This is a genomic window from Rhodococcus sp. IC4_135, from assembly GCF_011602025.1.
Classification (GTDB): domain Bacteria; phylum Actinomycetota; class Actinomycetes; order Mycobacteriales; family Mycobacteriaceae; genus Rhodococcus_F; species Rhodococcus_F baikonurensis.
Genome location: NZ_JAAOLG010000007.1, coordinates 83,148 through 95,514, shown reverse-complemented (window position 1 = coordinate 95,514; position 12,367 = coordinate 83,148). Strand labels below are relative to the sequence as shown.

The window sequence follows — 12,367 nt, the reverse complement described above, 5'->3', positions numbered from 1 at the left end:
TCAGGGTGTGTACCCAGTTCTCAGACGACGACCATTCGTTGGTCTGCCGTGTCGCGATCCGTCGCGAGAGTGTCGTACGCAGCGGCGATGGACGCAACGCCGCGAATGAGGTCCTCGGGAGAACGTGCGTACGGCACGCGAATGAATCGTTCGAACGCACCTTCGACGCCGAAACGGGGGCCGGCGGCCAGGAGTACACCGAAGTTGGGTGCCACCGCAGCCAACGCCGTCGAGACGGGCGCGGACATTCGCATCCAGACCGACATTCCGCCGGAGCCGATGGTGGGACGCCAGTCGGGCAGATGCTCTGCCACTGCACCGAGAAGCACCGCACGCTGTTCTCGCAGAACTTCGCGACGCTGTTCGAGCAACGAGCGGTCGTCGGCGAGCAAGTAGGCGGCTGCCAATTGATCCATGACGGGAGTACCGAGGTCGACCGCGGCACGCGCCCCCACCAACTGGGTGATGAGTGCGGCATCGGCGCGAATCCAACCGACACGTAGCCCGCCCCACAGGGACTTCGCCGTCGAACCAAGCGTCACCACTTCGGTTTTCGCCGCACCTCGCCCATGTGACGCGACCGGTGCCGGCGGTGGCGCGTCGAGCCACAGGTCCACCATGGTCTCGTCGACGACCAGAGTCATTCGCGTTTCATGCGCAATCTTCGCAAGCTCTGCGCGACCGGAAGAGTCCATGCAGAGGCCGGTCGGGTTGTGAAAGTCGGGGATCAGGTAGGCCATTCTCGCAGCGGTTTGCCTTGCTGCACTTCGAATCCCGTCCAGATCCCAGGCTCCGGCCGCCGCGAACTCCGGCCGGACCGGAACCGGCACGGGCCGAGCGCCGTTTCGCCGAATCGCTTCCAGTGCATTGGGATACGTCGGGTGATCGACGAGCACCCGCTCGCCTGGTGAGGTGAGCACCGACAGCAACAACCGAAGCGCGTGCTGCGCACCCGAGGTCACCATGATCTGTTCGGCAGTGGTGGGCAAGCCCCGCGCCGTGTAGCGCTGCGCGATCACGTCACGCAAGTCGGCAATCCCGACCGGTTCCATCCCGTGCGTGGGCAGGAAGTTCGGAAGTTCCTGCAGCGCAGACGCATACGCAAGTTCGACCTGGGCGGCGGGAGCTGCCATCGCTGCGTAACTGAGATCGACGACGGGTCCACTCGGCCCCGGTTGGTGGGAGCGGAACATCAACCCGTTCGGCCGCGCGCCGGCGGGCAACGCCACGGTGCTTCGTGAACCCTGCCGGCTGATCAGATACCCCTCGTCTCGTAGCACCGAGTACGAGGACGTGATCGTGGTTCGACTGAGTTCGAGCACCGTCGCAAGTTCACGCTCACTCGGCAGTGCGACCCCCAGCGGAACGCGACCGTCGTGCACGAGCAGGCGGATACCGTCGGCAAGCGCACGGTATGCGGGCCTGCGTCCGGACTCTTCCTGCCAGGACCCCAGATCGCGCGCGAGCGAACGGGCACCGAGAACTCGAGTCATCATGCAGTCCAGTATCGCCAACTTGGCTATGTAACTCAATGCCAGTCGAGTTGATCATATGTCCATGACTACCTTCGCGACCCTGATCGGCATCGGACTCTTCGTGGCCCTCGTCTACTTCTTCGCACCCGCCGAAGGTGAAGGTACCTACATTCGCGTGGAGCAGTTTCGCCTGGCAGCACCCCTCGGCGGCATCTTCCACGACGCAACTCCGGACCGCGAGAACAACTCTGTCAGACCTCCATGCGATTGTGATCAGGGGGAAGAATTCACTGATCTCAGTCCAGTTGCGTAAAACTGGACTCTTTTCGCACTCAGAAAGTCTCCAGAGAGGTTTCCATGCCGGCTTCCAAGAAGATTCTCTACATCGATCTCGACAACACCCTCGTCAACTTCCAGTCGGGCATCGATCGCCTGACCGACGGCGTCCGGGAGAAGTACAAGAACGACCTCGACGAAGCGCCACACATCTTCTCTCGCATGGACCCACTCGACGGTGCCATCGACGCCTACCACGAACTGGCGCAGCAGTTCGACACCTACATCCTCTCGACAGCGCCGTGGAAGAACGCCACAGCCTGGCACGACAAGGTGCTGTGGGTCCAAGAGCACCTCGGAATGGAGGAAGGCAGCGTCGCGTACAAACGTCTGATCCTCTCGCACCACAAGCACCTCAACCGAGGCGACTACCTCGTCGACGACCGCGGAGCAAACGGCGCAGATCGATTCGAGGGCGACTGGATCAAGTTCGGCAGCACCGAGTTTCCCGACTGGAAGACCGTCACCGCACACTTGTCGAAGCTGGCTTGAACACGAAATCCCCGTCCCTGCAGACAGGAACGGGGATTTCGAGGAATCGAATCAGCGGACGATCTCGCGCCGGACGATCGTCTCGTCGCGGCCGGGGCCGACACCGATGCAGGAGATGAATGCACCCGAAAGCTCTTCGAGCCGAAGCACGTAGTTCTGCGCATTCTGCGGCAGTTCCTCGAAGGTGCGAGCCTCCGAGATGTCTTCCCACCAGCCGGGCATCTCTTCGTAGATGGGCTTGGCGTGGTGAATGTCGCTCTGCGACATCGGCATTTCGTCGTGGCGGACACCGTCCACCTCGTACGCGACACAGATCGGTACCGTGTCGAGGCTGCTCAGCACGTCCAGCTTGGTGAGGAAGTAGTCGGTGATGCCGTTGACGCGCGTCGCGTAACGCGCGATGACAGCGTCGAACCATCCCGTACGACGAGCGCGTCCGGTGGTGACACCGACCTCGCCGCCCTGCTTCGCCAGGTATGCGCCGTGATCGTCGAACAGCTCCGTCGGGAACGGACCGGAACCGACACGCGTCGTGTACGCCTTCAGGATGCCGAGCACCGTGGTGATCTTGGTGGGACCGATTCCCGAACCGACCGCCGCACCACCCGAGGTGGGGTTGGACGAGGTCACGTACGGGTACGTACCGTGGTCGACGTCCAACAGAGTGCCCTGCGAACCTTCGAGCAGAACGGTCTCGCCGCGCTCGAGGGCGAGGTTGAGTTCCAGACGCGTGTCCGAGATGCGGTGCTTGAAACCCTCGGCCTGCGTGAGGACCTCGTCGACGACCTGCTGCGGGTCGAGTGCCTTGCGGTTGTAGATCTTGACCAGCACCTGGTTCTTGAATTCGAGTGCTGCTTCGACCTTCTGGGTCAGGATCTTCTCGTCCAGGACGTCCGCAGCACGGACACCGACACGGGCGATCTTGTCCTGGTAGCACGGGCCGATACCGCGGCCGGTCGTGCCGATCTTCTTCGCTCCCAGGAAGCGTTCGGTGACCTTGTCGATGGCCACGTGGTACGGCATGATCAGGTGCGCATCAGCAGAAAGCAGCAGGCGGGACGTGTCCACGCCGCGCTCTTCCAAGCCTGCCAATTCGGTCAACAACACTCCCGGGTCGACGACGACACCGTTACCGATGACGTTGTTGACGGCGGGGGTGAGGATTCCGGAAGGGATGAGGTGCAGTGCGAACTTGTCACCGTTCGGCAGAACCACGGTGTGTCCGGCGTTGTTACCGCCCTGGTATCGCACGACCCACTGAAGCTGCTCGCCCAGTAGATCTGTAGCTTTGCCCTTACCTTCGTCGCCCCACTGGGCGCCGATCAGGACGATTGCCGGCATGACGTTGTCTCCTACGGTCGACGTGCAGCAGTTGTCCCGCCGCATTGGTACTGCCTGGCTTCCGCGCACATGATGCAGCGCCGAACTGTTGCAGTGACCGAAGGAGCAGTCTAGCCCAGAGCACCAGACCAGACCTGACGGTCCAGAATTTGGCGGTGTGACCATCACGATTGCGAGTCGACACGGAGACTCGCACTAAGATCGTCGGCAGTGATTCGGACGGCCATTTCGGGGAAGGGTGGCGAGGTCCCACTACCCGAGAAGAAGTCTTGATCGAGCTAGGAGTGGCTTTGACCCCTGTGGTGCTCAAATGTGGCGATTCGCCGGTTCCACTCCCCCTGGGTGAACTCACGTCGTTCACTGTCCCTGAACTTCCGGAGAAGCAGGACTTCGACGAGGCCCTGTCTCAACTGCAGGTCGTCACCGAACCGCGCTTGATCGTCGTCGGTAACGACGGCGCGTTTGCCGCGGCTTTGACACGGTTGATGCGACTGGAGCGACTCAACGTCGAACTCGCCTACGTCACCGAGAACAGGTCCGACGCAACCGACGCGTACAAACTCGCAACGGGTGCGCGAGCTGCGCGCACGGCGTTGAAAGGCACAGTCCACACCGTGCCGCTCATCCGCGACGACGCTGGAATCGCGCTGGTAGGTGCGGCAACTGTCACGGGTCCGGCCGATGCCGCCGAATTGATCGGCGAGGCCTACGTCGACGACAACAAACTGTTCTCCGGCACGGTCCCCGGCATCCGGATAGTGCCGAGTCCCAAGCTCCCCGGCATCAAGGCATCTGTGGATCGCAAGAGTCGCTGGGGCGGGCGACGCTGGCTGGAAGGCCGAGCCATTCAGCTGGGCTCGCCCGCGGCTCGTCTGGTTCGCGACGGGGTGGCCAACCCACGCGATCTCAAGCGTTCGACCTTCTACCGGCATGACAAAACTTGGTTGTTGGTCAGGTGAGAACCGGAGCAGCACGGTCGGCGGTTCGGCCGAGCCCTGTCTTCCTCGGCGTAGTTGCGATCACTGTCATCGCCGGAGTGGTCGCCTGGAACTCGACGTGGGGCTCCATCGCGGGCCGCGCGGGTGTTTTCGTTCTCGTGGTTGCAGGCTGGGTGGTCACGCTGTGCTTGCACGAGTTCGCCCATGCGTATCTGGCGTGGCGTCACGGAGACACCGATGTCGAGGCTCGTGGCTATCTGACGCTCAACCCGCTCAAGTACAGCCATCCGATGCTCTCGATCGGTCTGCCGGTGCTGTTCATCGCATTGGGCGGCATCGGACTTCCCGGCGGCGCCGTGTATCTGCGCACCGGGATGTTTCCGCCCAAGGTGCAGGCGCGAATATCGCTTGCCGGTCCGTTCACGAACGCCGTCGCCGCGGTGATTCTCCTCGTCGTCATACGTACGTACGGCTCAGCGGCCGAGCACCTGACGTTCTGGGCCGGCCTCAGCTTCCTTGCCTTCTTGCAGGTCATGGCGACGGTCTTGAACCTGCTCCCAGTCCCCGGTCTGGACGGTTACAACGCGCTGGAGCCCTATCTCGCACCCAACACACGGCACCAACTCGACCAGTTCAAGCCGTACGGACTGCTCCTGCTGGTTGCACTCTTGTTCGTCCCGCAGATCAATGTCGTCTTCTTCGACGCGATCTACTGGATCTTCGAATTGAGCGGTGTGTCCGACTACTACGCCATGCTCGGTAACGCCCTCATGCGTTTTTGGACGTGATCGAGTGCGCTGGAGGAGACTCGTGAGAGTCTGACATTTCAGACATTCATTCTTCTTCAGGGGAGCATCGATGATTGCGACGTCATTTCAGTCCGGCGGAGTGGAGTACACCCTCACGCGGGCCGAGATTCGACACGTGGAAGCACTGATCGACTTGCTCGCCGACGACCCGATCGGCAGCACTCGGGAGACGACCAACCCCGAAGCCCGAACGATCTACGAGGACGCGTTCAAGCGAATCGACGAGGATCCGGCGCAACTCCTCGTCACCGTTCTGGTCGGTGACGCAGTAATCGGCACCATGCAATTGACCTTCATTCCGGGTATGAGCCGAATGGGGGCGACACGACTGCAGATCGAAGCTGTTCGCGTCCACGAGGATTACCGGAGCAAGGGCATCGGCAGTTCGATGATCCGCTGGGCCTGCGAAGAAGGCGCCCGGCGCGGCGCTTTCCTGGCGCAGCTCACCTCGGATCAAACTCGCAAGGAAGCTCACGACTTCTACGAGCGTCTCGGATTTGTCGCGTCCCATGTCGGGTTCAAGAAATCACTGAGCTGACACACAGCCACCCAGCCAACCACCCAGACCCCCAACGCGGGCTCGAGCACCAGGGCACGACTGTGCCCCGGCGCTCGCGTCTTCAGTTGGTTCAGTTCAGGCTGCTGTCGGTGGACTGTTCCCGCCGATCGGCTGCTGATACGGGTCGATCGACATCGGCGGATAGAACACCGACTTCCGATCCGGGCCGATCTCCACCCTCCACTCGGTGTGGTGCAGCGTCCGATGATGATGACCGCACAACAAGATCAGATTGTCGAGATCCGTTGGGCCACCATCGTTCCAATGAACGATATGGTGGGCATCGCACCACCCCGACGGTGTCCCGCATCCCGGAAACGCGCACCCACCATCCCGGACCGCCAACGCCCGCCTCTGCGGCACCGTCGCTGTTCTCGCTTCCTTGCCGCATTCGAGCGGAACACCGTTCTCGTCCAACAAGATCCGCGTCACGGTGCAGTCGCAGGCCAGCATCCGGGCCGTGTCGATGCTGATCGGGCCCACCCAATCCGTCCACGCGAACCCGAGTTCCTCGGTGGACGGCAACAGATCTTTCAATGCTTTGAGGTCTGTCATGTCTTTCGCACTGGCGGTGACCGTGATGTGTGGTTTCACTCCACCTTCGATCGGACCCAACCCCGCCCGCTCATACCGGCGCAACATTTCGCAGAACCCGTCCGCGCGCCGTAAAGCCGGAGTACGCGTGTCCTTGACGCCGTCCTTCTCCGGTGTCGGAGCCGACAGGCTAGACAGCAAGGTGATCAACCGCGCCCCGTTCACCGCATCCAAATCACCCTTCACGGTCACCCGCCCGTACAAGCCTTTCGAGGCGTAGAACTCATTGCGCTCAGAGTCTTCCCCGACCGGAACACCGTCCTCACGGTTTCCGTACTGCTTCTCGATCCGCCGGATCGCCGCCCTCACCGCATCACAATCCGCAATGTTCTTCGACGCCAGATCAAGCAGAATCCTGCGGGCCTTGTCCACGTCCGCCAGGGTCATGTTCTTCGGCGGATGCTGACAAAACGACGCCACCTGACGGGCCTTCAACGCATCCCCGTCACCGCGATGAAAAGCATCCGCCACCACCGGGTTCGAGCATCAACAACCGCGCCAACCCGACCAGCAGGCTGCACTCACCGATCTCCAGATTCGTCGAACCATGCAACCACTGCGCGATCGCCCGAAAACCCTTCCCGCCGAGAACATCCCGGGAAAACATCTCCACGATCAGCAACACCATCCGCGACTGCAACTCGTGCCGGACACGCACCAGATCCAGAACCTCACCCTCGAGGTCCTCACCATCCAGCTGCCACGCATCCCGACTGTCCATACCCAAAGTTTAATCGAACATACTTTCGATAACCAGAGACATAACGGACAACTTCAAGAAGGCCCACAGCTCGAGAGCCGTTGAAATGCATCGCTATTCGCGATGCCGGCCACGCGATTCGTTGACAGAGACTCGCAACTCGCCGAGCGGCACTTCACGCCCCGACTCACTGCGGACCTCGACGCGAACGGGCTCACCGGTAGCGTCGTCCGCCACCGCCAGCGGTCCACCCTTTCCGCCGTGCAGGTACTTGTCACCCCACTGCATCAGCGCAAGAACCGCCGGCAGCAAGTCACGACCCTTCTCGGTGAGCACGTACTCGTGCCGCGTCCGCTTTCCAGGCTCCTTGTACGGCACACGCTCGAAGAGGCCCGCCTCCGTGAGCTCCTTCAGCCTCGCCGACGCCACCGCCTCGGTAATGCCGACCCGCGACGCGAAGTCGTCGAAACGAGTTGTGCCGTAGTAGGCCTCTCGCAAAATCAGCATGGCGGAGCGAGTGCCGACCACTTCCATGGCCCGCCCGATCGAACAGTGCGTGGCCCGCCAGGCGTCGCGATCTTCGAGCACCCCGGTCAGTCGTACAGCGTCCATGAGTTTCACCATACCCCCTGGCTTGCCATAACCATAGCCAGAGTCTAGATTGCTGACTATGGAACTTCATAGCCAGCCGGTGCGGACCGGACCCCTCCTCGCGATACTGTCGGGGGCGCCGTTCGTCGCCAGCCTCGACCTCTTTGTGGTCAACGTGGCCTTCGGCGACATCGCCAAGAGCTACCCGGGTCACTCGCTCGGCGAGTTCAGTTGGATCCTCAACAGCTACGCGATCGTCTACGCCGCGCTGTTGATCCCCCTCGGACGCTGGGCGGACAGGATCGGACACAAACGCGCCTTCATCGCCGGTCTCGCACTGTTCACCCTCGCCAGCGCCGCCTGCGCTTTCAGCCCCTCATTGTGGGCGCTGGTGGCTTTCCGCATCGTCCAGGCGGTCGGCGCCGCGGCGCTCACCCCGGCCAGCCTCGGCCTCCTGATCAGTGCCCTCCCGGCTGCGAAACGTCAATCCGGCGTGCGCATCTGGGCGGCGGCCGGTGCGGCTGCCGCGGCATTCGGTCCCGTCGTGGGCGGCATTCTCGTCGAGGCGTCGTGGCGCTGGGTCTTCCTGATCAACGTTCCGGTGGGGATCGTGTTGCTCTACTTGGCAGTCCGACTCGTACCGGACACGACCCACAAGGACCCAGATGCCGGGATCGACGTCGTCGGCGCTGCCCTGCTCACAGTCGGAGTCGGCTCCCTTGCACTGGCACTCGTGCAAGGACCTGACTGGGGGTGGACCGACAGTCGCGTTCTGATCGCCTTCGCGGTGGCCGCCGTGACACTACTCTCGTTCTGGTGGAGCAACTCTCGTCACCGAACTCCGTTGATTGCTCCGGATCTTCTGAAGATCCGCTCATTTGCCTGGTCCAACGTCACCGCCATTCTGTTCAGCGCAGCGTTCGCCGCCGGCCTGCTCTCGAACATCCTCTGGCTGCAAGAAGTTTGGGGATACTCGGCATTGCGTACCGGCTTCGCCGTCTCACCGGGTCCGCTTCTGGTTCCGCTGTTCGCCATCGCCGGTGGATCGCTTTCGCGCAAGTACTCGGCCGGTCGCGTCGCCGCACTCGGCAGCCTTCTGTGGGCCGTCGGAACGGTATTGGTCCTCGTCTCGGTCGATACGACGCCCAACTACGCGACCGGACTTCTTCCAGGCTGGATCATCGCCGGGATCGGTGTCGGTCTTGCCCTGCCGACCATTCTGTCGCAGGCCACGGCGGATCTGGCACCGGCTCGATCGGCCACCGGTAGTGCAATCGTCAGCATGAGCCGACAGATCGGAACCGTTCTCGGCGTGAGCGTTCTGATCGCGGTTCTCGGCTCTGCTGTCGACTACGACACCTTCCGCCAGGCCTGGTGGGTGATCTTCGCCGTCGCGCTCGCGTCTGCTCTGGCATCGCTGGGAATGACACCTGCGACCACACCCACCCCAGTTGTCCCTGCTGAATCCGCCGTCCCTGAAAGGAATTTGTCATGAGAGACGCAGTTATCGTCGAAGCCGTTCGCACTCCGATCGGCAAGGGAAAGGCGAACGGCGCCCTGCACGGCATCAACGCCGTCGACCTCCTCGCCCACAGCCTCACAGCGGTAGTCGAACGCACCGGAATCGATGCAGCACTGATCGACGACGTCATCGGAGGTGCGGTGAGCCAAGTCGGCGAACAGAGCCAGAATGTCACTCGCACTGCCCTTCTCGCCGCCGGCTACCCCGAGTCGGTACCGGGAACCACCGTCGACCGCCAGTGTGGAAGTAGCCAACAAGCAGTTCATTTTGCCGCTCAGGGCGTTATTGCCGGTGCATACGACATCGTTGTCGCGGCCGGAGTCGAGTCCATGAGCCGAGTGCCGATGGGTTCGAGCAGCATCGGGCGCGAATCGCTCGGCGTGGGTTTCGAAGAGCGCTATCCGGACGGTCTGGTACCGCAGGGCATCAGCGCCGAATTGATCGCCGCCAAGTGGGGACTGAGCCGCACCCAACTCGACGAGTTCTCGGCGTCGAGTCATCGGAAAGCCGCGCTGGCAACCGAAAGTGGGTACTTCACCAAGGAACTCGCAACTCTCCCGCAGCTGTCGGTCGACGAGGCCATCCGCCCCAGCACCACCGTCGAGACCCTTGCCGGCCTACGGACCGCCTTCGAATCCGACTACTACGCAGAGCGATTCCCACAGATCGACTGGTCCATCACCGCAGGCAACAGCAGCCCCCTTTCGGACGGCAGTTCGGCGGTGATGATCACGACCAGTGAAATCGCCGCGAAACTCGGGCTCACCCCGAAGGCACGGTTGCACAGTTTCGCGGTCGCGGGCGACGATCCGCTGTACATGCTCACCGCGGTCATCCCCGCTACGCAGAAGGTCCTGGCCCGTGCGGGTTTGACGGTCTCGGACATCGATCTGTTCGAGGTCAACGAAGCCTTTGCCCCAGTGGTCCTCTCGTGGGCAGCAGACACCGGCGTCGACCTGTCCAAGGTGAACGTCCACGGCGGTGCCATCGCGCTCGGCCACCCACTAGGCGGCAGTGGAACGCGGATCATGACCACCCTGGTCAACGCCATGGAACAGCGCGGCGCGCGCTACGGACTCCAGACCATGTGTGAGGCAGGTGGGTTGGCCAACGCGACCATCCTGGAACGCTTGCGCTGAGCACTCTCCCCGATGGACGGCATTCCGACATCAGTGACCGAGTGCCGTCCATTCGGGGTCCGGCTTGCGCGCAACGACCCGGAACACGATTCCACCCCGTCCGGTGCGCTGCACCTCGTCGATCAGGAAACCGGCGTTTTCGAGGTATCCAATCGGTTCGCGGGTGAGATGATCGGCACCGAACCGAACAAAAAGCGGTTCGACAACCTTCATCAATGTACGAGCCACAATGTTCTTGCTCGGTCCGTGCTCGGCGAGAACGAATCGACCGCCAGGCACCAGGACTCGAAACGCTTCGCTCGCAACTCGGTCCGGATCGGGGATCGTACAAAAGGCGTAGGTGGAAACCAATGTGTCCACGCACTCGTCGGGAACATCGAGTGCTTGCACGTCTCCGAGTCGTAGGTCGACTTCGGTCTTCACTCCCTCGGAGACCTTGAGCCTGGCCTGATCGAGCATCGCAGTCGAGATGTCCACGCCGATGACGTAATCGACATCGTCCCCGTAGAGCGGCAGGTTCAGTCCGGTTCCCACGGCGATCTCGACCACGCGGCCATGCGCCTGGTCCACAGCCCATTTCCGGGCGTCACCGAGCACAAAGCGTTCGAAGCGCCCGATCTGTCGGTCGTAGTGCGCCGCCATTGCGTCGAAAGTCTTGGCGACCTGTGCAGTGTCTGGTTCACGCATAGTGCCCCGTTTCGATCGATCTTCTGTGCAGTCTTACACGCGAGCACCGGGTCGGGAAGACCTTTCGTGACGAAGGGCAACCGGCCGAGCGAGGTCGTCCGTGACGGATGCCCCCGGTATCGTTCCAGGTGACCTGACCTCACCTACGACGATCATGGATAGAGACCTCGTGCGATCAAGTAACTGCGTCACCGGTTCGGTCCGGCCACCTTTTCTCACTGATTCCACGGGAGGTCTGTGATGGCCGGCGGACTGTTCGCTCTGCTCGACGACGTCGCGGCCCTGGCTCGCATGGCCGCGGCCTCGATCGACGACGTTGCTGCCGCAACCGGTAAGGCGACGGCCAAAGCTGCAGGTGTCGTGATCGACGACGCAGCCGTCACACCGCAGTACGTCCGTGGACTCGCGGCCGAGCGCGAACTACCGATCATCAAGCGCATCGCCATCGGATCGCTGCGCAACAAGCTGCTGATCATCCTCCCGATCGCGCTGCTGCTCAGTCAGTTCCTTCCCTGGCTCCTGACGCCGCTGTTGATGGTCGGTGGCTGCTACCTCAGCTATGAAGCAGTGCACAAGATCTGGGGTGCGATATTCGGCCACGGTGATCACCACGAAACGGCCGACGAGCACCCTCGCGACGAAGAGGCCGTGGTTTCGGGTGCCGTCCGCACCGACCTGATCCTGTCCGCCGAGATCATGGTGATCGCACTCAACACCATCGCAGGCGAAGGCTTCTGGAGCCGGTTGGTGATCCTTGCCGTCGTGGCGGTTGTCATCACCGTGGTCGTCTACGGCGTCGTCGGACTGATCGTGAAGATGGACGACATCGGCTTGAGAATCGCCGAGACGTCGTCGGGCTTCACCCACAAGGTCGGCCGTGGACTGGTTCGCGGTATGCCTCACGTGATGTCGGTGCTCTCTGTGGTGGGTACTGCCGCGATGCTGTGGGTCGGTGGCCACATCCTGTTGGTCGGCATCGACGAACTGGGCTTCCACCCGCTGTACGACGCCGTTCATCACGGGGAAGAAGCAGTCAGTGACATCGCCGGAGTCGGTGGCGTACTGGCGTGGATCGTCAACACCCTTGCCTCGGCAGCGCTGGGTCTGGTGGTTGGCGCCATCATCGTCGCAGCTCAACTGGGTATCACCCGCCTGTTCGCAAAGCGTTCTGCGACGGCCTGATC

The 12,367-nt window shown here is 62.4% G+C and carries 12 protein-coding genes and 1 pseudogene; 8 read left to right on the top strand and 5 right to left on the bottom strand.

The features are described 5' to 3' along the window. Positions 1-20: 20 nt before the first annotated feature. Entirely contained in the window at positions 21-1,496 is a 1,476-nt protein-coding gene (locus G8767_RS15225) for a PLP-dependent aminotransferase family protein (protein ID WP_050655050.1), read from the bottom strand. A 61-nt stretch (positions 1,497-1,557) separates the two neighbouring features. Here G8767_RS15225 and G8767_RS15220 point away from each other — a divergent pair, with 61 nt between their 5' ends. Both G8767_RS15220 and G8767_RS15215 read left to right on the top strand, forming a co-directional pair. Then, complete coding sequence (locus tag G8767_RS15220) at positions 1,558-1,788, top strand: hypothetical protein (protein ID WP_095972496.1); 231 nt, start codon at positions 1,558-1,560, stop codon at positions 1,786-1,788. Positions 1,789-1,832: 44 nt separating this feature from the next. Further along, positions 1,833-2,303, top strand: coding sequence for a hypothetical protein (locus tag G8767_RS15215; protein WP_095972423.1), 471 nt, complete (start codon positions 1,833-1,835; stop codon positions 2,301-2,303). A gap of 51 nt (positions 2,304-2,354) precedes the next feature. On the opposite strand, the gene G8767_RS15210 is transcribed toward G8767_RS15215, so the two are convergent. Beyond that, positions 2,355-3,644 (bottom strand): adenylosuccinate synthase, encoded by a 1,290-nt coding sequence (locus tag G8767_RS15210; RefSeq protein ID WP_095972424.1) that lies wholly within the window; start codon positions 3,642-3,644, stop codon positions 2,355-2,357. A 284-nt stretch (positions 3,645-3,928) separates the two neighbouring features. Here G8767_RS15210 and G8767_RS15205 point away from each other — a divergent pair, with 284 nt between their 5' ends. The 3 genes from G8767_RS15205 (at position 3,929) to G8767_RS15195 (ending at position 5,929) form a co-directional block, all read left to right on the top strand. Beyond that, a complete protein-coding gene (locus tag G8767_RS15205; RefSeq protein ID WP_095972425.1) occupies positions 3,929-4,603 on the top strand; it encodes a hypothetical protein in 675 nt (224 codons plus the stop codon). After that, positions 4,600-5,370, top strand: coding sequence for a site-2 protease family protein (locus tag G8767_RS15200; protein WP_095972426.1), 771 nt, complete (start codon positions 4,600-4,602; stop codon positions 5,368-5,370). Before G8767_RS15205 ends, G8767_RS15200 begins: the two co-directional genes overlap by 4 nt. Before the next feature lie 70 nt (positions 5,371-5,440). Further along, positions 5,441-5,929 (top strand): GNAT family N-acetyltransferase, encoded by a 489-nt coding sequence (locus G8767_RS15195; protein ID WP_007726792.1) that lies wholly within the window; start codon positions 5,441-5,443, stop codon positions 5,927-5,929. A 96-nt stretch (positions 5,930-6,025) separates the two neighbouring features. Here G8767_RS15195 and G8767_RS15190 read toward each other — a convergent pair. Further along, a pseudogene (locus tag G8767_RS15190) lies at positions 6,026-7,265 on the bottom strand (DUF222 domain-containing protein). A gap of 93 nt (positions 7,266-7,358) precedes the next feature. Beyond that, a complete protein-coding gene (locus tag G8767_RS15185) occupies positions 7,359-7,856 on the bottom strand; it encodes a helix-turn-helix domain-containing protein (RefSeq protein ID WP_166810610.1) in 498 nt (165 codons plus the stop codon). A 58-nt stretch (positions 7,857-7,914) separates the two neighbouring features. Between G8767_RS15185 and G8767_RS15180 the strand changes: the two genes are divergently transcribed. After that, complete coding sequence (locus G8767_RS15180; protein ID WP_166810609.1) at positions 7,915-9,330, top strand: MFS transporter; 1,416 nt, start codon at positions 7,915-7,917, stop codon at positions 9,328-9,330. Then, positions 9,327-10,496, top strand: a complete 1,170-nt coding sequence (locus G8767_RS15175) for a thiolase family protein (RefSeq protein WP_166810608.1) — start codon at positions 9,327-9,329, stop codon at positions 10,494-10,496. Before G8767_RS15180 ends, G8767_RS15175 begins: the two co-directional genes overlap by 4 nt. A gap of 30 nt (positions 10,497-10,526) precedes the next feature. On the opposite strand, the gene G8767_RS15170 is transcribed toward G8767_RS15175, so the two are convergent. After that, positions 10,527-11,183, bottom strand: coding sequence for a methyltransferase domain-containing protein (locus tag G8767_RS15170; protein WP_124567306.1), 657 nt, complete (start codon positions 11,181-11,183; stop codon positions 10,527-10,529). A 240-nt stretch (positions 11,184-11,423) separates the two neighbouring features. On the opposite strand from G8767_RS15170, the gene G8767_RS15165 reads away from it, so the two are divergent. Next, positions 11,424-12,365, top strand: coding sequence for a DUF808 domain-containing protein (locus G8767_RS15165; RefSeq protein ID WP_124567307.1), 942 nt, complete (start codon positions 11,424-11,426; stop codon positions 12,363-12,365). The last annotated feature ends 2 nt before the right edge of the window (positions 12,366-12,367 follow it).

Excerpts from the sequence above, each read along its gene's own strand:
- G8767_RS15225 (WP_050655050.1), bottom strand. The coding sequence starts at position 1,496 with ATGATGACTCGAGTTCTCGGTGCCCGTTCGCTCGCGCGCGATCTGGGG.
- G8767_RS15220 (WP_095972496.1), top strand. The coding sequence starts at position 1,558 with ATGACTACCTTCGCGACCCTGATCGGCATCGGACTCTTCGTGGCCCTC.
- G8767_RS15215 (WP_095972423.1), top strand. The coding sequence starts at position 1,833 with ATGCCGGCTTCCAAGAAGATTCTCTACATCGATCTCGACAACACCCTC.
- G8767_RS15210 (WP_095972424.1), bottom strand. The coding sequence starts at position 3,644 with ATGCCGGCAATCGTCCTGATCGGCGCCCAGTGGGGCGACGAAGGTAAG.
- G8767_RS15195 (WP_007726792.1), top strand. The coding sequence starts at position 5,441 with ATGATTGCGACGTCATTTCAGTCCGGCGGAGTGGAGTACACCCTCACG.
- G8767_RS15185 (WP_166810610.1), bottom strand. The coding sequence starts at position 7,856 with ATGGACGCTGTACGACTGACCGGGGTGCTCGAAGATCGCGACGCCTGG.
- G8767_RS15180 (WP_166810609.1), top strand. The coding sequence starts at position 7,915 with ATGGAACTTCATAGCCAGCCGGTGCGGACCGGACCCCTCCTCGCGATA.
- G8767_RS15175 (WP_166810608.1), top strand. The coding sequence starts at position 9,327 with ATGAGAGACGCAGTTATCGTCGAAGCCGTTCGCACTCCGATCGGCAAG.
- G8767_RS15170 (WP_124567306.1), bottom strand. The coding sequence starts at position 11,183 with ATGCGTGAACCAGACACTGCACAGGTCGCCAAGACTTTCGACGCAATG.
- G8767_RS15165 (WP_124567307.1), top strand. The coding sequence starts at position 11,424 with ATGGCCGGCGGACTGTTCGCTCTGCTCGACGACGTCGCGGCCCTGGCT.